Source organism: Liquorilactobacillus mali KCTC 3596 = DSM 20444 (assembly GCF_000260415.1).
In the GTDB taxonomy this organism is placed as follows: domain Bacteria; phylum Bacillota; class Bacilli; order Lactobacillales; family Lactobacillaceae; genus Liquorilactobacillus; species Liquorilactobacillus mali.
Map to the genome: position 1 here is coordinate 1 of NZ_BACP01000021.1, position 21,970 is coordinate 21,970.

At 33.3% G+C, this 21,970-nt stretch carries 21 protein-coding genes; 15 read left to right on the plus strand and 6 right to left on the minus strand.

The window, feature by feature from the left end; translation table 11 throughout:
• Nucleotides 1–304 precede the first annotated feature (304 nt).
• Genes GSM_RS03095 through GSM_RS03105 form a run of 3 tightly spaced genes read right to left on the minus strand, consistent with a single transcriptional unit; the run spans nucleotide 305 to nucleotide 2,631 of the window.
• Nucleotides 305–943 (minus strand): TetR/AcrR family transcriptional regulator, encoded by a 639-nt coding sequence (locus GSM_RS03095; RefSeq protein ID WP_003689549.1) that lies wholly within the window; start codon nucleotides 941–943, stop codon nucleotides 305–307.
• A 1-nt stretch (nucleotide 944) separates the two neighbouring features.
• Nucleotides 945–1,718 carry an ABC transporter permease gene (locus GSM_RS03100; protein WP_003689548.1) on the minus strand — a complete coding sequence of 258 codons (774 nt, stop codon included), beginning with the start codon at nucleotides 1,716–1,718 and terminating at the stop codon, nucleotides 945–947.
• Nucleotides 1,708–2,631, minus strand: a complete 924-nt coding sequence (locus tag GSM_RS03105) for an ABC transporter ATP-binding protein (RefSeq protein WP_003689547.1) — start codon at nucleotides 2,629–2,631, stop codon at nucleotides 1,708–1,710. Before GSM_RS03105 ends, GSM_RS03100 begins: the two co-directional genes overlap by 11 nt.
• Nucleotides 2,632–2,872: 241 nt before the next feature.
• Between GSM_RS03105 and GSM_RS03110 the strand changes: the two genes are divergently transcribed.
• From GSM_RS03110 to GSM_RS03120, 3 genes are all read left to right on the plus strand, one after another.
• Nucleotides 2,873–3,766: a LysR family transcriptional regulator gene (locus tag GSM_RS03110; protein WP_003689545.1), complete on the plus strand. Its 894-nt coding sequence runs from the start codon at nucleotides 2,873–2,875 to the stop codon at nucleotides 3,764–3,766.
• A 77-nt stretch (nucleotides 3,767–3,843) separates the two neighbouring features.
• A complete protein-coding gene (locus tag GSM_RS03115) occupies nucleotides 3,844–4,785 on the plus strand; it encodes an NmrA family NAD(P)-binding protein (RefSeq protein ID WP_003689543.1) in 942 nt (313 codons plus the stop codon).
• 38 nt (nucleotides 4,786–4,823) lie between these two features.
• Nucleotides 4,824–6,302, plus strand: coding sequence for an FAD-dependent oxidoreductase (locus GSM_RS03120; protein WP_003689541.1), 1,479 nt, complete (start codon nucleotides 4,824–4,826; stop codon nucleotides 6,300–6,302).
• Nucleotides 6,303–6,509: 207 nt separating this feature from the next.
• On the opposite strand, the gene GSM_RS03125 is transcribed toward GSM_RS03120, so the two are convergent.
• Nucleotides 6,510–7,052, minus strand: coding sequence for a TetR/AcrR family transcriptional regulator (locus tag GSM_RS03125; RefSeq protein WP_003689539.1), 543 nt, complete (start codon nucleotides 7,050–7,052; stop codon nucleotides 6,510–6,512).
• A gap of 94 nt (nucleotides 7,053–7,146) precedes the next feature.
• Here GSM_RS03125 and GSM_RS03130 point away from each other — a divergent pair, with 94 nt between their 5' ends.
• The 4 genes from GSM_RS03130 to GSM_RS03145 all read left to right on the plus strand — a co-directional run bounded on the left by GSM_RS03130 (nucleotide 7,147) and on the right by GSM_RS03145 (nucleotide 11,459).
• Complete coding sequence (locus GSM_RS03130; RefSeq protein WP_003689537.1) at nucleotides 7,147–8,850, plus strand: MFS transporter; 1,704 nt, start codon at nucleotides 7,147–7,149, stop codon at nucleotides 8,848–8,850.
• Nucleotides 8,851–8,917: 67 nt separating this feature from the next.
• A complete protein-coding gene (locus GSM_RS03135) occupies nucleotides 8,918–9,553 on the plus strand; it encodes a Type 1 glutamine amidotransferase-like domain-containing protein (protein ID WP_003689534.1) in 636 nt (211 codons plus the stop codon).
• Between the two features lie 198 nt (nucleotides 9,554–9,751).
• Complete coding sequence (locus tag GSM_RS03140) at nucleotides 9,752–10,762, plus strand: HoxN/HupN/NixA family nickel/cobalt transporter (protein ID WP_003689533.1); 1,011 nt, start codon at nucleotides 9,752–9,754, stop codon at nucleotides 10,760–10,762.
• Nucleotides 10,763–10,931: 169 nt separating this feature from the next.
• Entirely contained in the window at nucleotides 10,932–11,459 is a 528-nt protein-coding gene (locus GSM_RS03145) for a 2-thiouracil desulfurase family protein (protein ID WP_010077793.1), read from the plus strand.
• 144 nt (nucleotides 11,460–11,603) lie between these two features.
• Here GSM_RS03145 and GSM_RS03150 read toward each other — a convergent pair whose 3' ends face one another.
• On the minus strand, nucleotides 11,604–13,067 hold the full coding sequence (locus GSM_RS03150) for an MDR family MFS transporter (protein WP_003689529.1): 1,464 nt from the start codon (nucleotides 13,065–13,067) through the stop codon (nucleotides 11,604–11,606).
• Between the two features lie 114 nt (nucleotides 13,068–13,181).
• On the opposite strand from GSM_RS03150, the gene GSM_RS03155 reads away from it, so the two are divergent.
• The 5 genes from GSM_RS03155 (at nucleotide 13,182) to GSM_RS03175 (ending at nucleotide 18,030) form a co-directional block, all read left to right on the plus strand.
• Nucleotides 13,182–13,775 (plus strand): TetR/AcrR family transcriptional regulator, encoded by a 594-nt coding sequence (locus tag GSM_RS03155; protein WP_003689527.1) that lies wholly within the window; start codon nucleotides 13,182–13,184, stop codon nucleotides 13,773–13,775.
• Between the two features lie 584 nt (nucleotides 13,776–14,359).
• Complete coding sequence (locus GSM_RS13915) at nucleotides 14,360–15,385, plus strand: hypothetical protein (protein WP_010077794.1); 1,026 nt, start codon at nucleotides 14,360–14,362, stop codon at nucleotides 15,383–15,385.
• A 430-nt stretch (nucleotides 15,386–15,815) separates the two neighbouring features.
• The gene (locus GSM_RS03165) at nucleotides 15,816–16,334 is read left to right on the plus strand and encodes a ClbS/DfsB family four-helix bundle protein (RefSeq protein ID WP_003689523.1); all 519 of its coding nucleotides are present in this window, start codon (nucleotides 15,816–15,818) and stop codon (nucleotides 16,332–16,334) included.
• Nucleotides 16,335–16,471: 137 nt separating this feature from the next.
• Entirely contained in the window at nucleotides 16,472–17,404 is a 933-nt protein-coding gene (locus GSM_RS03170) for an AEC family transporter (protein ID WP_003689522.1), read from the plus strand.
• Nucleotides 17,405–17,709: 305 nt separating this feature from the next.
• The gene (locus tag GSM_RS03175) at nucleotides 17,710–18,030 is read left to right on the plus strand and encodes a DMT family transporter (protein ID WP_003689521.1); all 321 of its coding nucleotides are present in this window, start codon (nucleotides 17,710–17,712) and stop codon (nucleotides 18,028–18,030) included.
• A 99-nt stretch (nucleotides 18,031–18,129) separates the two neighbouring features.
• On the opposite strand, the gene GSM_RS03180 is transcribed toward GSM_RS03175, so the two are convergent.
• Nucleotides 18,130–18,642 (minus strand): GNAT family N-acetyltransferase, encoded by a 513-nt coding sequence (locus GSM_RS03180; RefSeq protein ID WP_003689519.1) that lies wholly within the window; start codon nucleotides 18,640–18,642, stop codon nucleotides 18,130–18,132.
• A 370-nt stretch (nucleotides 18,643–19,012) separates the two neighbouring features.
• Between GSM_RS03180 and GSM_RS03185 the strand changes: the two genes are divergently transcribed.
• The 3 genes from GSM_RS03185 to GSM_RS03195 all read left to right on the plus strand — a co-directional run bounded on the left by GSM_RS03185 (nucleotide 19,013) and on the right by GSM_RS03195 (nucleotide 21,917).
• Nucleotides 19,013–19,441, plus strand: coding sequence for a MarR family winged helix-turn-helix transcriptional regulator (locus GSM_RS03185; protein ID WP_003689517.1), 429 nt, complete (start codon nucleotides 19,013–19,015; stop codon nucleotides 19,439–19,441).
• 1 nt (nucleotide 19,442) lies between these two features.
• A complete protein-coding gene (locus GSM_RS13920; RefSeq protein WP_010077796.1) occupies nucleotides 19,443–20,807 on the plus strand; it encodes an MFS transporter in 1,365 nt (454 codons plus the stop codon).
• Nucleotides 20,808–21,398: 591 nt separating this feature from the next.
• On the plus strand, nucleotides 21,399–21,917 hold the full coding sequence (locus GSM_RS03195) for a DUF6622 family protein (protein WP_003689502.1): 519 nt from the start codon (nucleotides 21,399–21,401) through the stop codon (nucleotides 21,915–21,917).
• Nucleotides 21,918–21,970: the final 53 nt, after the last annotated feature.

The following is a 21,970-nucleotide window of genomic DNA, read 5'->3' on the forward strand; positions in this document are numbered from 1 at the left end:
ACAACAAGCGGGTTCCTTGCTATAAGTAGTATGAACCAGTAATTATCCATCAGTATAGCTGGTGGTTTTTTTATTAGATCCGGAAGGGCTCTTACCCACAAAAAAAGCCCCTTAAAGGGGAGCCCAACAAAAAACTACAAACCGCTACAGCTTTAATTATTTTTCTGTTTGAATGGATTAATGTATTCTCTTTTACTAATTGTATCCCTCAATCGGTTTTCTGATACTTGTTTTCGAATATATTTTTCTAATGTTTTTTGATTGTCCAACTGTACTTGCGGAGTATCCTCTTGCCCAAAAATTCCTATTTCCAACCAACTAAAATTGCTCTGATTCCCATTAAAAATTGTTCCTCACTAGTAAATTGCTTATCTTGGATAGATTTAAGGAGACTATTCAGTAGTTCAGAACCATCCTGTAATTCCTTCATTAAGACAGAATCAACTTGACCACCGTGTTTTGGCTCAATTGCTTCTGTCCAAACAAATCCCAATGTGTAGGAAGTCAATGAATTAATCAAAAAGACAGTCGTAGGTTGAAGTTCCAGACCTTTTCTTTTCAAATTAACCAAAATATTTTCCACCAATATAAATTCTGTTTTAGTTACTAATGGATGTGTCGAAATCAAGGGTAGAGCATTTGGATGTTTTAATAAAGCCTGTCGCAAGTGAGTCATTATGTCGATGAGCTGTTCTTGCCAACCATCATTCGTGGAATCTTCTTTTTCTATCAAAGCAGCTTGCCAAATCCATTCAACTAATCCATCAAAAAGGGCATCCTGGTTAGGAAAATAGCGATAAACAGCCATGGGCGAAACATTCATGTCTTCCCCTAATTTACGCATTGAAAATTTATGGAGACCAATTTGATCAATGATCTTAAGTGTAGTTTCTAAGATGTAAGACCTACTTAGAGTTTCTTTCGTTGGTTTGGTAGGTTTCATACTAGTTATTTCCTTCTTTCAATGGTCGAAAATGAAAGCCAAATAGAGATAATAAACAAAAAATAATTGTCATAATCCATAAAATACTTAAGCTCTGAGAAACTGTGTTGAAGTTACCATGATCCAAACTAATTTTTTTAATAGCCAAAAGTCCCCAGTATGCAGGATCAATCTTAGCTAGAATTCTGGCCCAATGTGGAAACGAATTAACTGGTGATAAACTTCCACCTAATCCAGCCATCAAAATTCCTAGTAAATTTGATAAAGATAGTGCAATGGCTGAGGACTTTGACCAGCTAACTAACATGATACCAAAAAAAGTTAGTGTCGCAGCAAATGAAATAACAATTGTGATGAAAGCGAACCAACTTCCATTAATATGAAATTTAAAAAGTAGTCCGCTGATGAGAATTACTGTACTAAGTTGAACAACTTGAATTGAATAAGCTACAACAGCCTTTCCAGTTATAATTTCAGTTATAGAAGTTGCTGAAATTTGTTGTCTGTCCCATGTATTCCAAATAGTTTCATCAAAAAACATCTGAATTATTAGTTGGATAGAAAAAAATGAAAATAAAATTGCTAGTCCAGGAATAACTTGTTCAGCACCGTTTGCATGTATGTACCCCTCAGCAATTAACTGGGTCTTCGCTGAAGGAAGCATAAATGGTGCCATTATTAAAGGAACTAGAATCATAATAAATTGTACCGTAGGATCTGCTAATTGCAAGCGACTATTTAATTTTATTACTGCAAAAATCTGTTTAATATTCATTTGTAATTCTCTTTTCTAGTAATGTTTGGTAAGCTGACTCCAAATCAGCTTTTATAATTCTGATGTTTACCAATTGATTTTGATTCACTTTCGGGTCACTGAGTACATTCCTTAAAACAGTTATATAATGTGTTTTGCTGCCCAAGTTTGCCAACTTCAAATGACCATTTTCAATTTTCCAACCTTTTAAAGATGGTAACGTTCTTTCAAAGTAAAGTTCTAATGAAGGTCTTGCATATGTTTGGAGTATCTTCTCTAAACTCCCTTTAGCTTGAATTAGACCGTGGTTGAGGAAAATAATTTTTGCATCAAGAGCTTCCATTTCTTGAAGATAATGTGTTGTGTATATAACTGTAATACCTTGTTGACTTAATATCTTAATTGCATGAATGATTTGATTGCGTGAATTAACATCTGCACCAACAGTTGGTTCATCAAGGAAAATAATTTTTGCTTGATTCATCAAGGCAATAGCTGAATGGAGTCGTCTTTTTTGACCACCGCTTAAATCTGCTGCTTTTCGTTCTGCTAGGTCTTTTAAATTAAAGATCGATGTCACGTGCAAGTACTTTTCTTCAATTTGTACGGGTGATAGACCGTTAAGAGCACCAAAGCTTTTTAAATTTTGTTTAACAGTTAGCTGCGGGTAGATTCCTAATTCTTGTGGAGCAATGCCTAGATATCTCTTTAGGCGATATTTACTTTTAGACAAGGGCTTTTCCAATATTTCAACTTGGCCAGCATCGGGTGAAACTAAGCCTGTCATGATTTTAATCAATGTTGATTTACCGGCACCATTTGGTCCCAATAAACCAATGATTTCACCTTGTTTAATTTCTAAGCTTATTCCATTTAAAATGGGACGCTTATTGAAGCTCTTATAAATATGATTTAATTTAATCGCAGTTTTCATTTTTTCTCCTTAGTTTACATTATAATTTATGTTTACACTGTAAACTAAAAAAAGAAAAAATACAAGTATCTACTAAAAATTACTTATAGTAAAGGATATGCTATTTTAACTAGATATCTTTTTATTAAATCATGAATTCTATAAAATATAGTCACAGTTAATATTTCAATGTCTTCTCATGTTAAAATTACAAGATAGATATATAGTAATGGAATAGAAAAATAGGAATGGTGGAGTTAAATTGAATCTTAATTCTTTAAAATACTTTGTTGATGTTGTCAAACTTGGGAGTTTTACTGCGGCAGGTAAGAAGAATTTAGTAGCACAAACAAGTATCTCACAGCAGATACATCAATTAGAAGAACACTTCGATTGCTTACTGATTGATCGTTCAAGGAATCCTGTTGTACCAACAAAAGAGGGGCAAGTATTGTTTGATGAATCTGAGAAGGTATTAAAACAATTTCAATTGTTAGAAAAAGCTGTACAAAAAAGTTCCTCAAAAAAAATAAAAATTCAGTATTCATCAATTATGGATGTACAACTATTGTCTGAAATATTAGATACAGTTACAAAGAAAAATGATTTTAATATTGAAATTGAAAAGGTAAGTTTAAGTGAAATTTCGAAATGTTTAAATCAGAAAAAATATGATTTTGCAGTAACTTTTGACTCCGAATTTTATGAAGAACCAGATATCGAGACTATAGTTCTTTATCAAGGAAAATATTTAGCGGGTGTTGGAACCCAACATCCGTTGTATAATAGTAAATTTTTAACTATGAAACAAGTCTATAGTTCCCCACTAATAATGTTAAGTCCTGAAAAAATAGGAAAGTCCTATCAGTTAATGCTCAATAGGTCACTAGATAAACAATACCGACCTCAAATTTCATATTTAGCAGATGATGTTGAAAGTGAATTGCTTCTAATCCAACAAAAAAAATTATTGGGTTTTTTCCCAGAACATTATCCACTAAATCTCAATAATAATTTAATAAATTTGATACCAATTGTTGATAATCCGCATAAATACAAGATTGTTTTAGCATACAAAGAGAAAAATCTAGATAGAACAGGAAGCCTCTTCTTAAATGCAATAAAGGAACTTAGGCGGTATAGGAAGAACCTATGATACTATTTATTTTTTGTATTAGACTTTGTGATTAATTTCACCTATTATTAAACTAACAATGAAGGAGGAATTTAAAGATGAAAAAGATTATACTCACAGGTGTGGACGGTAATTTAGGTTCAGTGGCTGCTTCTCAATTAATGAAACTTACTAAGAAAGAAAACTTGATTTTTTGTGGATATAGCACAGAAGTATTAGATACCTATGCAAAACAAGGTGTTGAGACTCGGCAAACAGACTTTAATACTTTAGATGGCTTAGCTGATAAATTTAACAATGGTGAAGTGCTAGCTTTAATATCTATGCCCTTTGTTGGTAAAAAAAGACAGCAAGCTCATAAAAATGTTATTGATGCTGCCAAAGAAGCAGGAGTTAAAAAGATTATCTATACTTCATTGGTTAATGCTGCGGATCCAACTAATCCGAGTATCGAAAAAATTGATCACGCTTTTACTGAAGAATATATAAAAAAGAGTGGGCTTGACTATATCTTTTTACGAAATTCCCAGTATGCAGAAGCGATGATAACCAATTATTTCACTTTTGTACACCAAGGTTCAAATTTACAGAACAATCAAGGTGATGGAAAAATGGCTTATATTTCTAGAAAAGACTGCGCTAAAGCAGTTGCTTATGCTTTATTAGCCGACGATTTACATTATAAAATTTTGAACATAAATGGTAAACAATTGATGACAATTTCTGATTTTATTGAGATTGGTAACAAAGAAACAGGAAATCATGTTAAATATCAATTTATTTCTGATGAAGAAAATTATGCTATTTTTGATGCAATGGGTGTTCCACGAACAACAGAGGGAAAATTCAAAAAAGATTCCGAAGCTCCTTTTTCTTCAGAAGGGATGGTGACATTTGGGCAGGCTATTCGGGAAAATAAAATGGCAAACTTCACTAAAGATTTCGAATACTTAACTGGTGACAAACCGATAAGCGTTCAAGATATGTTTGAAAATTCACAAAATTTCCAAATAGGACAGCGGCATTCTTTGGATAAATAAACTGTGTTCTATTAGTTAAAGAAGGGAGATAACTATTTATGTATGAGACAGACGTAGTTGTTGTCGGGGCGGGAGCATCTGGAATCGGAGCTGCTCTTACCTTAGTTGATGCTGAACAGCGAGTTGTTTTACTGGAAAAAGGTGAGAAGATCGGTGGCGCTGGAATGTTTGGTGCACAAGGCTTGTTTGCTGTTGAAAGTAAGTTACAAAAACAGGCAGGAATTAACTATTCAATTAAAGATGCCTACCAAGATTTAGTAGACTATGCTCATTATCGTGTTGATTTGAAAACAGTTAAAAATATTGTTGAACTTTCTGCAAGTACCATTGATTGGCTACAAAGTCATGGTTTGGAAACGGAGCTAGTAAACAATACTCAAGAGGTTCATCAAAAAAATCCTAAGACTTACCATCAATACATTGATAAATATGCTGGTTTTTCACGTTTGATCGAGCATTTCAAAAAGCATCAGGGAATATTATTAACCGAGGCAGCTGGAGAAAAAATTTTAACAGATGACGATGGAAAGGTTAAGGGCATTCAAATTTTGCATCACGGAAAAAAAGAAGAAGTTTTATGCAAAGCAGTTGTAGTTGCAGACGGTGGATTTATCGGCAATCAACAATTAGTTAGAGAACATTTAAAGATTAATTATGAAAATCTCTACAGCATGGGAGAGCGCAAAGCAACTGGTGATGGTTTAAAAATGTTGGAGGCAATTGGCGCAGATACAAATCAGGTACATTTATTCGAAAATCATGCAGCATCAGTAGTTTCGGAGCATGATCCTAAATGGCATAATGATTCAATCTTTTCATTAACGAATATACCATTGTTGTGGATTAATGCTGCTGGGAAAAGATTCACTAATGAAGATATTTGCTACGATTTTGCATTATGGGGTAATGTCACCTACAAAACTGGTGGATTCTATTATTATTTATTAGACGATGAGCTGGTGTCGTATCTTAGTACAAATAGTTTAAATTGGACGGATTCCTTTGAGAGGACTTTTAAAACATTGCAACATAAGCCCATGACTTATAAAGTCGGTCCCTTTAGCAACTTGAAAGCGGATCTGGCTGAAACGATTGAGCAGGGAGTGGGCTGGACAGCCAATTCAATAACAGATTTGGCTGAAAAAATTAGTGTCTCTGGTGAAACACTAAAAAATACACTAGAAAGATATAATAACTTAATAAAAAGGGGCGAAGATACTGATTTTTATAAATCAAAGGAATTTATGAAATTTTCTTTGGAGCATGGTCCTTTTTATGCAATTAAAGCCCGTTCTACCTCTTTAGGTACTTTAGGTGGGGTTTTAGTAAATGAAGATTTTGACGTACTAGATCGAAAAGGGACAATTATTAAGGGTGTTTTTGCTGTTGGTAATACAGCATCTACGAATATGTTTTCTGACTCGTATCCTACAATTGAAGGTTTGAGCTGTGCTTTTGCGTGGAATTCAGGACGAATTGCAGGAAAATCAGCAATAAAGTTTGTTCATAAAGTTTAATGCTATAAGTATGTAATCTGCGGTTTGGGTGAAAAGCTAAATTTTTATCTAGCCCCATAGTTCTTAATCTAATGAATAGCGGTATGGACGCAGTTTCTGAATGTGTAGGAACAGAACTAACCACTGACTCTACGGTAAAACTTAAATGACTTAAAACAATCGCTAACTTACATTTAGCGATTGTTTTTTGTTTAATAATACATAAAATTATTTCTGAGCAGCAAAAGAAAAGAGTTCATTGAGCATTTTCCCCATCTCTGCAGGTGTTTCTTTCATCCCTTCTTGTATCCACTGAATTTGAATGGATATCACAGCTCCTGCCATAAATGAAGGAAAGTACCGATGATGACTTCTCGTATTTGAGGAATCAATAATTTTTTGATCCACGAGAAATAGATATACAGTTCTGAATGTCTTAATTAGAGTATCTGTTAGTCCTGCGTTAATAAGCAATATATTCTCAGTTGACTGTCGCTGCATTAATCTAAAGTAGGCAGTCATAAGTTGAGTAAAATTCATATGTGCCGCGTGCGGAAGAATACGCAAATAGGATTTAATAGCCATTTCCTGATGCCGCGAGATAATTTCTTGCATGGACTTATAGTTTCGGTAGTAATATGTGCGCGATACATCGGCATTGCGACACAAAACTGAAACAGAGATATCACTGAGAGGATGGTCGGCAAGCAATGATAAGAGTGCTTTGTATATTCGATTGAGTTTTAATTGTTTCATTTCCTGTGGAGACATAGTTTACAAGTTTCCACCTTTCTGTAACCTAATTATTTACTTCTAATATATCATTACTTACACTTACTGCATACTTTAGTAAGGGGTAATTATTTTGAAAAAAAGACAAATTATTATTTTAGCTACAATGGCTCTTGGAATTTTCCTTTGTATGCTTGATACAACAGTAATGAATATTGCACTGCCAGCAATTCAAACAGGGCTTCATACAGATCTTGATACTCTTCAATGGGCATTAAATGTCTATACTATTACGTTTGCGGCACTCACTATTCCACTGGGTAGAATAGCTGACCAGATAGGGCGACACAAAGTCTATGTTCTTGGTCTAATCTTGTTTTTCACTGGTTCATTGTTGTCAGCTGCAAGTTCAACGGTGACCACTCTAATTTCAGGACGAGAACTTCAGAGTATTGGAGCAGCAATCATTTTTCCAGCTAGCATGACAATAGGTATCAATTCAATTGAGTTAAGCAAAAGAAATAGAGCAGTTGTAGTCTTAGGTATTACTCAGGGACTTGCAGCAGCCTTTGGACCAACAATCGGTGGATTGTTAACTCAAGTTTGGGGATGGCGGGGTATTTTCTATATTAATATTCCATTGGTCCTGATAGCCATTGTTTTGTGTTTGTTTTTGTTACCAATGCGCAATGAAAAAATTGTACGGGCTAAGCTGGATATTACAGGTATGCTTCTAGCAATCTTTACCTTGTTCTCATTGACACTTGCCCTTGTCCAAGGAAGCGAGTGGGGCTGGAGCAGCAGTAAAATTCTTTGTTTGTTTGTCGGATTTGTTGTGTCACTTGGCTTGTTTATCTGGCGTGAAGCAAGTGCTTCGGATCCAATGATTCGCCTGGATTTATTTAAGTATCGTCATTTCACAGGAGCTGTCGTTGTAACTGTTTTTTCTGGAATATTTTTTGTGGGTATGATGGTGCTTATGCCAAGTTTCTTTACCAAGATTCAAGGCCATACTGAACTGGAAGCCGCATTAATGATCACTCCTGCATCGGCAATGGTTTTTCTATTTTCACCAGTTAGTGGATTGCTTCTCAAAAAAGCAGGTAGTCGATTATTGATTTCTTTAGGACTTATTCTTCTGGCATTCGGTTATGTCGGAATTTCGCTCATGAATCCTGATATTTACTGGCAATTTGCAATTTCTTGTATTCTTATCGGGGCGGGTTATGGAATAATTATTGGCCCTATTACGGTCCTAAGTGCTGGAAATTTCACGGGTGAACTGCTTACAGCATCTCAAAGTGTAACGGGTGTGTTTAGACAAATTGGTACAGTACTTGCTGTTGCTATTTTTGTTTCTACACTTTCAACAAATTTGGGAATTGCAAAAGCGCAAGTTTGGTCAACAGCACAAACTGAAATCAAGAAAATATCTGTCAGTCGAAATGAAAGAAAACAAATATTGCAGACAACGCACAAATCTTTGTATGGTACAGGAAGTTCAACTACTAAAGATAATCCAGCTATTAATTCTCAGGCACAAGAAAAGATAGTTATGGCTGAGACAAAGCGTTATCTAACAAAACATGATGGAATTCAGTGGCCGACAGCCACTAAGGAGAAAGTTCAAGCAAAAATTTCAGTAATCGTAAAAGAAAAGGTCAGAAAAATAAATCAACAAGTTGATAATTATCGGCAAATTATTGCTAAGACAGCTAAGAAAAAAATGACGATTGCATTTATCAAACCATACCAAATTGCAATGCCTTTTGCTTGGATGCTGCTGTTCACAGTATTTATTTTTGAAAAAAGGAAACAAAAATCTGAGAAAGTTTAGGAATTAATTCTTGGGTATAGTAAGCTTATCTTATATCTACTGTTGACAAAAGATAAGGAGAATAAAGATGAAAAATATTTTACTTTCTTCACGAGCATTTATAAATAAAGAAATTACACAGAGTTTTCTAAATATGTTAGGAGATATAGATTTTGCATCTGATCAAGTGATAATTATTGTCAATTCAGTCAAAGAAGGTAAAAGACATCCTAAAATGATTGAATTACAACAAACTGTTCGAACATTAGGATTTGAGAATGTTGTTTTGTTTGATGCTTTATCAGATAATTCAGATATTCTTAAAACAGCTAAAGCCATCATATTAAATGGTGGTTACGAATTTTTATTGCTGGATAGTTTAAGAAAAACTGGTGTCATTAGTGTCTTACAGGATCTAACTTTAAAGGGAACACCTCTCTATGGAATAAGTGCAGGAGCCATCGTTTTAGGACCAGATCTCGACTTATATGATGAGCTTTATCCAGAAGATAATATTAATGATGATGTAGACATGACCTCTATTAGCGTTACAGATATTAGAATTTATCCTCACTACGATGTACACTCGAAGCTAGATCATCGTCTGAAAAATGCTATAGATGAGTTCGAGAAGAAGACCCAAAAAACGATTACTAGATTAACTAATGAACAGGGTATTCTAATCAAGAATAATAAGAATATCCTAATATCTCCAACTAGGTGATGGCTGATTATTTCTAATCGAATAACTAAAATTTTATAAATGTATCTAAAAATAATAATAAATAAAGGCTTATAGCAGATGACACATTTTACATTATCAAATGATAAGTTCTTTTAATTATGCTATAAGGTAAAGTTGAGGCCCCTGAATCTCTATATAATTTTTATTGAGAAATTCAATACGGGGGGCTTAATTATTTTGAAGAAAAGAATTGTATATGGTTCTTCGCCATATTACTTAGCAAGCCTAGGATTACATTTGATAGGCATTGCATTATTATTCATAGCTGCTGCAAAGCACCCCAGTTTTTGGGGGTTAGGTTTATTAGCTTACTCACTAGGATTAAGACATGCATTTGATGCAGATCATATCGCCGCAATCGACAATACAGTGCGCAAACTAATTCAACAAGACAAGAAATCTTATGGGGTAGGTTTTTACTTTTCATTAGGACATTCAACTGTTGTCTTCTTGATGGCAGTTGTAGTAAGTATCTCAATTAAGTGGGCTAAATTGAAATTGCCTTTCTTAGAAGCAGTTGGAGGAAGAATTGGATCTCTAGTCTCAGGTAGCTTTTTGATTGCTATCGCTGCTTTTAACTTTTTGGTGCTTATTAGTCTATATCGTTCATTGAAATCCATGAAAAACGGGGAAGTCGATGAAGATGTCCTCAATAATATTCTACTGTCGCGTGGCCTTTTGGCCAGAATTCTCAAACCGTTCTTTAGATGTATAAATCATTCATGGCAAATGTATCCGATTGGTTTTCTATTTGGCTTAGGATTCGATACTGCAACAGAAATTGCTCTAATAGCTCTTTCAGCAAGCACGGCTCAGTCGGGGATATCTACCATTGGAATTATTGCATTACCAATTTTGTTTGCTGCCGGAATGAACCTGATGGATACAACAGACTCTGTTATGATGTCAGGTGCTTATGCCTGGGCATTTGATACTCCAGTCAGAAAAGCATATTACAATTTAACTGTAACTACAGTTTCTGTGATTGCAGCATTTCTCATTGGAGCAATTGAATTGATACAAGTTGCTACAAGTATGGCTCACGCTGAGAACGGAATCTGGTCATGGATACAGAATATTGATTTTGGTTGGTTAGGATATGGACTAGTTCTTACTTTACTAGCTACGTGGTTAATCGCTTATGCTATTCGAAAGCTTTTCATTAAAAAAAGAGAAACAACAATTTAAGAATTAAGATTGGAGACAGATCAAAAGGTAGGCTTTGATTTGGTCTCCTTATTTATTCTGCGTAAATGTGTTCTAGAAATTGGAAATTTCTGCCTGGTTTCCAATTATTCATGATAAAGTATAGTTATCGACTTATGTTACACACCAACCTTATAATTATTTAGAAAGGATGAAAATTGCATTGATATTGATTAGTTCATGTTTAGCCGGATTTGAAGTTCGCTACGATGGATCCGCAGCTACAAATAAGTTGGCCGTTTGGTTAGTTACACATGGTCAAGCCATAACTACGTGTCCTGAAATAATGGCAGGTTTTGATATTCCACGTTCACCTGCAGAAATTGTTAACGGAACGGCCAGCGACGTCCTTGATAATAAAGCAATAGTACAAGAAATAAATGGTAAAAATGTAACAGATAAATACCGTCTAGGTGCAGACTTAGTTTTGAAAATAGCTAAGGAAAATCATGTAACCGCGGCTTTCTTGAAGGATGGCAGCCCATCTTGTGGAAATTGTTCTGTCTACGATGGTACATTTACAGGTCAGAAAATATCTGGTAGAGGTATAACCGCGGAAGTCTTGAAAAAAAATGGAATTAAAACCTTTTCTGATAATGAGCTTTCTGTCGAAAATGTGTTGCCTTTTGTGGATGATGTTGTAAAGGAAAGTCTACTAAATATAACTATCTTTAACTAGAATAAGGGAGAATGTTATTTTGGAAAAAATTGCGATTTTTTCGGACATTCATGGCAATTTGAGTGCCTTGAATGCATTTTATGAAGACGCAAAAAAGTTGCGCCAAAAATTATGGCACAGCTTCTTTTTTTATCATAAATTAAACTATTTTTTCATTCTATTAGTGAGCAGCATTACAGGTAAAACTATCAATAGGGCTGCAATCGAGATAACCATAAATCCATATTGAAAGGAGTGCACTTTGATCAGTTCCAGATGGTGCTGCAAGAATTCTGGATTATCACGGAACTTATTAGTTGCAAGTGTATGCCTGAAAGATGCAATATTTGAATTTGCATAGGCTGTTACCAAAGTTGAAATTAATGCTGAGCCGAATGCACTACCGATGTTTTGAACAATTCGAGAACCAATTGAGGCGGCAGGAATTTGTGAATTTACCATGCCAGTATATGCATCGGCCATTAATGGCATAAAGATACCCCCAGCTCCAATTCCACGAACAAATAAAATTCCGGCGATAATCCAATATGATGTCTTATTATCAATCCAGTAAAATGGAAGTGTCCCAATAAAGGTGATCAACAAGCTTCCAAAGACAACATATTTAGCACCAATTTGATCAGTCAATTTACCTGTAAGAGGGCGAGAAATCAACATACCTAGGCCTTGCGGAATTAATGCTAAGCCAGCCATCATTACGCTCATTCCACGAACATTTTGAAAGAATAAGGGTAGTAATAGCATCGCACCATTTAAAACCGTTCCAGCAATAAAAAGTCCGATAATAGATCCATTGAAAGAATTATGTGTAAATAATTTCAATGGTAAGACAACTTTTTCTTTCATTATCAAAGCCCAAATAATATATAAAAACATTAAGCCTATTCCTAAGCACACAAACATTAATGTTGTTTGATTTAAAAAGTTAGCAGCATTTGCGGCTTTAACTATACCGTATATGATAGCTGTGGTTGATGCTGCGAGTAATACGATGCCTACAAAATCCATTTTGGCTGCTTTATTTTGTGCCGGATACTTAGGCATCTTCCAAATTATTAATATTATTGAAATGATACCAACGGGGATATTAATCCAGAAGATCCAGTGCCATGAAAGATACTTTATGATGATTCCGCCAAGAATTGGGCCGACGAGGGGACCAAGAATCATTGGTAAACCAACTGTTGCCATCATTTGTCCCATTATTTCTTGACCAGCCGTTTGTATGAGCAGGGTAGTCAATATTGGGATAATGAGCCCTCCAGCAAATCCTTGTACCAGTCTTGCACCAATAAGAAAGTTAATATTAGTTGAAAGCGCAGACAGTAATGAGCCAAGTGCAAACAAAACTTCTCCCGTCAAAAAAATGAGTTTTCCGTCAAATTTATTCAGTAACCAACTGGAAAAAGGAACTGCGATACCCGTTGCCAGCACATAACCCGTAATAGTCCACTGAACGATTTCAACGGAACTGTTTAAATCTTTGACGAGTGTATTGATAGCAATATTTACCATCGTAGAATCCAACAATGGAGCCATTGCCCCTAGGACTAATATCCAAGCAATAACAGTGACTGATTTTGGAATATAAGAATTATTTTTAGTCATAAATTTATCCTCCTAATAAGAAACTAGTAGTATCTTAAAACTACACATGTTATATTACTCTATGGAGTGTAAATGTCAATAAGAAACTTAAAGTATCTTAATGAGGTGATATTTGTGGGTAAAGTAAGACGCAGAGGTCTTGAATTAGAAAGTGCCATATACCAAGTCGTACGTAAGATTGTTGATGAAGAGGGTATAGAAGGATTAACTTTTCAAAAAGTTGCCCAGTTAGCAGAAACGAGCAAATCAGTAATTTATCGTCATTGGGAGACACCATTTGAATTGGCCATCGCAGCATTTCAGGATAGAATTCAACGTGAAAACATGGGGAGAATCGACGAAATAGTTTTGAATGGTAAAGACTTGCATGATGATCTTTTTCAACTAATGAATCGTTTCCTCATCAGCATTGATACATTGGGAAGAACTTTTTTGAGAAGTCTATTAATAGAAATTGGTAATCAATCTAATGAATCTGTGCAACGAATAATGGATAAAAATTCGGAAATTGATTTACAAGCAATGAATCGGATATTAGAGAGGGCGGAGAAGCGAGGAGAGAATGTAAAGGAGAACATCACAGATGATTTAAAACTTCTTCCTTTCGAATGGCTGCGCTACAAAACGTTCTTGCAAAAGAATATCGATCAAGAAATGATAGGAGAACTGATTGAAGATATTTTGATTCCAATTTACTTGAAGGATTAATTTTCTATACTAGAGAAAATGAAACTGGATAATTCTCAAAAAATATTACGTTGACATTAGTAAATATAATAAACATAAAAGGATGTGCAAGTATGAATAAGAAAATAATTGAAGATCTTGAACAACAGCTTAAATAGGCAATGATTGATCATAGTGTGGAAGTTATCGACAAATTACTTGATGATAAAGTTGTCTTTGTTAACATTTCGGAAATACTTTGGGAAAAGTCGATGACATTTAATCTCATAAGAAGAAAACTTTTGACATTGAGTTAATCAGCATGCTAGACCAGAAAATAACACTATTTGACAATCAGTCTAAAATGTAGAAATAACCGCTGAATTTGATAATAATCAGCAAACTGACCATCTTATTTATGTGCATGTTTGGCAGTGACAAGGTGATGAAACGATAAGAATAATATCTGCTTCGGTCGCTCCAATTTAATGTCATATCTTCACATGATTAATATTCTTAATGTTGTGAATCTTAGAACTTTTGCATCTACTTTTATATCTGTAGTTATAATTTATTAAAATGCTATAATTAGTTGACTAAATATGATTATGATTGGGGTACTTTTTGTGCATAAATTAAATATTTTTTTTATTGTTATGTTAGTGGTAACACTTGTCTCTGGGTGTAGTTCTCAGAAAAAAGAAAAAGCGGTTGATACCGTCAAAATAAGTACGAATAAAACCTTAAAGGCTAATTCAAAAACTTGGATTTTTAATCAGGGAATTAGTTCTAAGCAAACCAAGAAACAAGGTGTTTCAAAGTACATGACAACTTCGGTGGTTTCCAAAACCGATGAACTTTCTAGTTGGACTACTTCTAAAGGGCAATTTATGTCTAGTTCTGTTAATTATAAGCGAGTTTCATTAAAAAAGTGGAAAAAAGATATGCTTAAAAATTATATTAAAAATGCGCAAAAAAATGTCCATCTAATGACTGTTATACAAGTTAATGATGCACTAAAAAAATTAGGTTCAGATGTTAAAATTAGCAAACTTTCTGATTTAATTTTCCTAGAAACAAAAACAAGCAATATGACACTCCCTGAAGCATTTGTCGCTAAAGGGCATCACTTATATGCAATTACCATCCAATATTACGATACCAGCCAAACAACTTCAATTGAACGAGGGCAGTCCTTTACTGATACAAATACAAAAAAAGCTACTAGTCAGGTTTCATTAAACAAGTTAAATGGTACATGGATTGCAGCTGAAACAACTACTAGTTCAAGCGATACTGGCAAAATTATGATTGAAGATGGTTATATGTATCAGCATCGTTATAACAGTTACGAACGTTCTGTGATTCAAAAGTTAAGTTCATATTCACTAATATCATTGAATCAAAATGAAACTTATGCTTCGCAGAAAGTTAATGCTGCTAATGCAGGGTATCAATTAACTCAAAAAGCTGTCGCTAGTGGAGACAGTTTGGGCTATCTTTATCTGTTTATTAATGAAAATAAACTAATTCGGATTGGACAAGGGACAACTACTATGTACAAAAAAACAAGTACACTTGTAGCAGCAAGTGATTTGTCTCAAGATGACATCACAACTTTTAAACAGATGGATCAAAAAAAATCCTGGTGAGAAAGCTTCGACAATCACTGTTGATGCTAGTGCACCTACTGTGGGTATGAGTAATAGCATTAAATATTTAACTGATGCAGAAGCAGGCCAAATTATAAATAATATAGTTATCAGTCAATAATACAAGTTAGCATGGAAAAAATTTTTCTGATTTGGTTAGTGGTACAGCTCAACTGAATATCAAATTAACTGAGTTCAACAGTAATATACCCACTTTTTGGATTGGATACTGATATTGATGAATCTTTTACTTATGGGTTGAAATTACTTATTGGAAGTCTTAGGAAATAAGCTATCAATAAAACTCAAGTGTTATGGTAAATATTTTTTAACAAGAACTTCGCACCGATAATTTAGTATCATGCACAGCTTTGATCTATCTGATATTTAATTAGTGAAAATAGCCATTGAAAAAAATTGGAGGTTAATGATGCAGACTTACAGTGACCAATCAGAACTAGTTGCCAAAATTAATTTAGCTTACTCTAAGTTTATTAATGAATTTAATGATATCCCCGAAAACAAACGAACTTTATTACTTGTTCCTGTCGATAAAACACCATCACAAATGCTGTCTTATCAGCTAGGTTGGTTAACTTTGTTATTATCCTGGGAAGAGCAGGAAAGCGCAGGTAAATCTGCCGTTACACCGACACCTGATTTCAAATGGAATAATCTAGGTGGCCTTTACCGGCAATTTTATACTGAATTTGGTAACCAATCACTGGCTTCACAACGGGATAAATTGGATCAATTGGTCCAGCAAACTTGTAGTTGGATACTTACTTTATCAATAGATGAACTATTTGGCTCTCATCAAAGAGAATGGGCTAACAATCAAGCCCAATGGCCATTATGGAAATGGATTCATATTAATACTGTGGCACCATTTACTAATTTTCGTCCTAAAATAAGAAAGTGGAAAAAGTTGGCTGTTTCCGCTGATTGAATTAATTAGTTTGTTTTTATTGTTGAGAGATTTTATTAATAGGTTCAAATTTTGAATAGGTTTAATTAAGAAAAATATTCTATAATGGTCATTATAGAGTATTTTTTAATTTATTTTGTAAGATGGAGCCTTTAATTATGAATATTTCAGTACTTAATAACCAGATCATTCTTATTTTTTTATTAATGTTAGTAGGAGTTTTAATTAACAAAATTGGATTTATGCATCCACAAACAGCAAATGATCTAACTAATATTTTGCTAAACATTGTTTCACCTTGTTTAATCATCAACGCTTTTGAACAATCATACTCTGCTGATCGTGTACAGCAGCTTTTACTAGCTGGACTAGGAATTATAGCTTTTTATCTAATAGAAATATTACTGGCTTCTATTTTTTTCAAAAAGGTCAAAGATTCCAATCTTCAAAGAATTTACAAGTATGGTTCTATTTTCTCTAACGCTGGTTTTATGGGAATTCCTTTAGTCAGTTCACTTTTTGGAAAAATGGGAGTGTTTTTTGCGGTTGTTTCTCTTGCAGGGTTTAATATTTTTAATTGGACATATGGTTTATCTTTGTTTAATAAGGATAAGAGTAACATAAAAAAATTATCTAGGTTAAAAACAGTACTCTTGAACCCCAATATTATTTCAATATTTTTGGGATTGATTTTGTTTATTTTTTCTGTTTCTTTACCAAGTACTATTAGCCAGACTGTTAAGTACGTTGGATCAATTAATACACCACTGTCTATGATTGTAATTGGTAACAGTTTAGGAAACATTAAAATACAGAAAGAAGCAAAAAGTCTAGGTATCTGGTTAACTGTTTTTTTAAGAAACATACTTTTCCCAATACTTGCAATAGTAGTTCTGGAATTCTTAGGTGTTTCTGGAGTCGCTCTTGATACGACAGTCATCATGATGGCATGTCCTGTTGCTGGAATTGTTGTTTTGTTTACACTACAAAATAAGGATGATGTTTCTCCTGCAATCACATTAATGGGTATTTCTACAATTCTTAGTCTAATAACAATTCCAATTGTGTTTTATTTGATTCCTTACATATAGTTAATTTTTGTAATGTGAGAAGAGGGATCTTTGATTGAGGGAAAAATTTCATTTGGAGAGAGGATAGGTTGGTGCCACTGGTACAGATTCATTTGTTATTTTCTCAGTCCAATACTATAATTTTTTTAAATTTTGATAATTCAGATTAGATGCATTAGAAGCTAACATTGCTTGCAAATATTATAGAAACGTGATATTTTCAGAAATGTTGATTACATAAAAATTACCATTAAATATATTTGCACATGCGAATATTTCTTTAGGTTTTAAAAATAATTTTATATGTGCTTTTTGGAGGAATAAAAATGACATGGGTTTATTTAATAGTTGCAGGGATTTTTGAGGTAGTCTGGGCAACCTCTATGAAACTCAGCAATGGCTTCGTAAATATTTTTTGGGATATGATTACACTTTTGGGAATGTTTCTAAGTTTTTATTTTTTGGTAATTGCTACCAAACATCTTCCAATAAGTATTGCTTATCCTGTGTGGACTGGAATTGGAGCTGCTGGCTCAATCGCAGCTGGAGTGTTTTTATTTAGAGATCAAATTTCAGGTATAACATGGCTATTTATTGTCTTGTTGCTGGTAGGAATAGTTGGAATAAAAATAACATCTGGACATTAACTAGACCTATTTTTTTAATTTAAATCACAATAGTATGTATTTTTATACTGAATTTATATTCAAAAATAGATTTCAAAAGTGAAAGATTTGAACATTATTTTATTTTTTCAGTTCCTTAAACATTATCTTTCCAGGTTTATTCTGACCACTGATAGTCAACAGAATTGGTAAATCCCCAACTACTTTAAAACCATATTTTTGATAAAGGCCAATGGCTCTTTGATTATCAGAAAGGACTTCTAAATAAAGACCATCGATTCGCCATTTACTAGCAGCTTGATTAATACAAGCCTCAATTAACTTACTACCAAAATGTTGACCCCAATATTCTTTATCTACGGAGATGGCGAATTCTGCTTGATTCTTGTATCTGATTCTTAGCTTTCTAGTAATTTGTGCTAATCCAATGATTTGTCCAGTTTCATCATTTTTGGCAACAAAAGAGACACTTGCCTCTGAATTTTTATTGAAGCGTTCAATTTTCTCTACATTAAAAAAAGCAGATATTTCTTGGCTTTCTATACCAAGATTGTTAGTTTGTAATGAAACTTTTTTAAGATATCCCAATAAATTTTTAGAATCGAGTTTCTCAAAGGGCATTATTTTTATCATTTAATCACCTCGTTAAATTACCAAGATTATACAATATCAAAATAATCAATGCAAAATAATCTGTGTCAGTGAATGAAAGAAGAAAATAATAGAATTTGATATCAAAAGGTTCGTATCAAGGAACTTTGACGCTACGTTTTAAAGCTTTGTTTATTCTAGTCGTAATATTCTGCATTTGACCATATATTAATATAAAATAACTTCCTTGTTTAATAGTTTTGGGGTTCCAGCATGACTATTAAACAAGGAAGTTTTTTGAGTACCTAATATTTTAGATGTTTGCATTGTAAAAAAGTTAGTTGACTAACATTTATAATTAGTTTAACATAATTCTATGTAATGATTGTCTACAGAAAAGGAGCAAACAATTATGAAACAAACAGAAAATATTGGACGTTTAATTAAAATTGCTAGTAATAAACTAACAACTTCCTTGAATTATTATGGAAAACAGCATGATCTAACTAGCACTCAAATGTCAATTATTGATTTTATAATGAGACATTCAAACGAAGAAATTCTGCAAAGTGATGTTGAGAAGGAATTCAATATTAAACGATCAACTACAACCAACTTGCTTAAGAGAATGGAATCAAAAGGGTTATTAAAAAAAGTGAACAGCACTCATGATAAACGGCAAAAGAAAATTATAATTGCTGACAAAGCTACGAATTTAAGTAATCACATATCGCAACACCTGAAAGGACAGGAGAAATTATTGACTAAGGACTTTGATGATGAAGAAATACAGTTAATTATTTCATTTTTGAAGAAAATAATTAACAAGGAGGCAAAGTAATTTGAATTCTGAAAAAATGGCACGAAATGATATTTGGGGCTTGATAGCTATTTGTGGACTAGTTTTTACGGCAGTATGTTTAGAAACGGCATTGAATGTAGCTTTCCCAACTTTAGCAAGAAATTTTCACACCTCAATTTCAACAGTGACATGGTTAACAACCATTTATTTGTTAGTTTTAAGTATTATTGTTCCTCTGTCAGCTTATTTGAATAAAGCCTTTACTACTAGACAATTATTTATTTTTTCAAATTTACTCTTTTTAATCGCGCTAGCTTTATCTGGGTGGGCACCAAATTTTGCTTGGTTGCTGTTTTTCCGAATATTACAAGCTATCGGTGCTGGAATTGCTTTACCTCTTGTTTTTAACTATGTAGCAGCTACCACACCACTTAAAATATTGGGATTGATGATGGGTATTGCCAATCTGATTATTTCAATTGCTCCAGCGGTAGGTCCAACCTATGGTGGAATTATTTTATCGAATGTTTCTTGGCAAGCCATTTTTAGGCTCGCATGTCTAGTACCTTTTACTACATTAATTATTGGTTTAATCTTCTTACGTAAAGAACCAATAATAAAAAAACGTCCTCACTTTGATTTTATTAGTTGGTTAATTTTATCAGTATGTTTAGTTTTATTGGTATTGGGACTAGAAAGATTGGTAACAACGCCGATTTACGCCGTTATTTTACTATTATTTAGTGGGATTTTCTTATTTGTTTTTTTAAACAGATCGAAAAAAACAAAAACTCCATTATTAAAATTAAGCTTATTTAAGCAAACAGATTTCTTGAAAAATAGTCTTAGCTTTTTTATTGTTCAACTTACACTATTGTCACTGAATCTTTTATTACCAACTTATGTACAACAAACATTGCATTTATCTGCTCAAATAAGTGGTTTTGTCATTTTTCCCGGAGCTATTTTAAGTTCTATCTTAACTCCAATTAGTGGCGGGCTATTGGATAAATATGGAGCTAGGTTAACCGTCACGCTTGGTTCTATAGTCAATTTTATCGGACTCTTTTTAATGGGTATTGCCTTAATGTTTAATCATTTGGATTTGATGTTATTACTAATTTTCTACATTATCTATATGCTTGGCATTGGCCTTTCGTTCAGTAACATTAGGACATTGGCAACAATGATATTAGATGACAAAGATCAAGCCGATGGCAATGCTTTACTGACTACTGGACAGCAACTAGCTGGTTCTATAGGAACAGTGTTTGTTTCAGCTGTGTTAGCCATTATTCCTACTGTTATAACTGCTACATTAGTAATTATCACTTTGTTCGCTATTTTACTGTTCATTCTATTTTTCGTTGTTAGCTCACAATTTAAAAATTCACGAGCCAACTAATAGGGTGGAACTTTGAATACTTTTAAAAAATAAATTGAATCAAATATATTAGAAAATATGTATGAATAGGAGCTGGGTCAAAAGTTAAATTTGACTTGGCTCCTCTATTTATTCCACGTCAAGCGTGTTCCATAAGTCAAATTCTTCGTCTATTATTTAAACCACTGAAAGATTTAAACGTGTACATGTGGTCGATGTTTTTGATAACACTTCTAACATTATCCATGACATTTCTAAACGAAGATTACATATATTAACTTATATAAACAAAAAATCACTCCTTTTAAAGGGGTATTTTTTATTTAAATGCAAAAATAAATTACGATGGAACAATTTTCTACACTTATCTTGGTATTTTCACCACTTAAATTGTAAATACCACCACTTATCATAAATATTATGACGGCCATCAAAATGGTTCATATAATAAATACAAATCTATATGGAAAGGAATGTTCCCATGAAAATCTTATTGTTTATTTTATTAACAGCAAAACAGCAAAATTAAACAATACTTAGTTAGATAAACACTTTTTTACTTTCTAGAAACACATAATAAAAATAATATTTTCTTAAAGGAGAAGAAAAAATATGGCTGATATACTTAAAATAATTTTTCAAATAATTCACAATACACCCTTTTGGGTATGGTTAGTTTTACTGATTTTAATTAAACGTGGTTCTGCTTTATTAGCGGAAAGTCAGGTTTCTTTAGGACGTTCTTGCATAATGCCCGCTGTTTTCATTATTTGGGGGTTAGATACGATTGTTAACCGCTTTGGCAATCCCAATGTACTATTGAATTTTTACGTAGTTTCATTAATCCCAGGTTTTTTTCTTAGTTATTTTCTATATAGAAATAAAAAATTTTATATTAGAAATACAGTTCTGGTATGCGAAGGAAGTATTATTCCATTGGTAATTATGTTACTTAATTTTTTAGTCAAATATACTTTAAATGTATTACTTGCCACTCGCCCAATGTTGTATAATGATTTTCAGTTTAATATTTTATATGGTTGTATTTGTGGCTTTACTATTGGACTTTTCTTTGGTGGAATTTATAAAACTATACAGGCCAAGAAACAGCTATTTGGTCGAAAAAAATAAGAATGTTTAATCAAGCAGTGCAGTGTCCTATTTTAATATAAATTTTGAAAGTA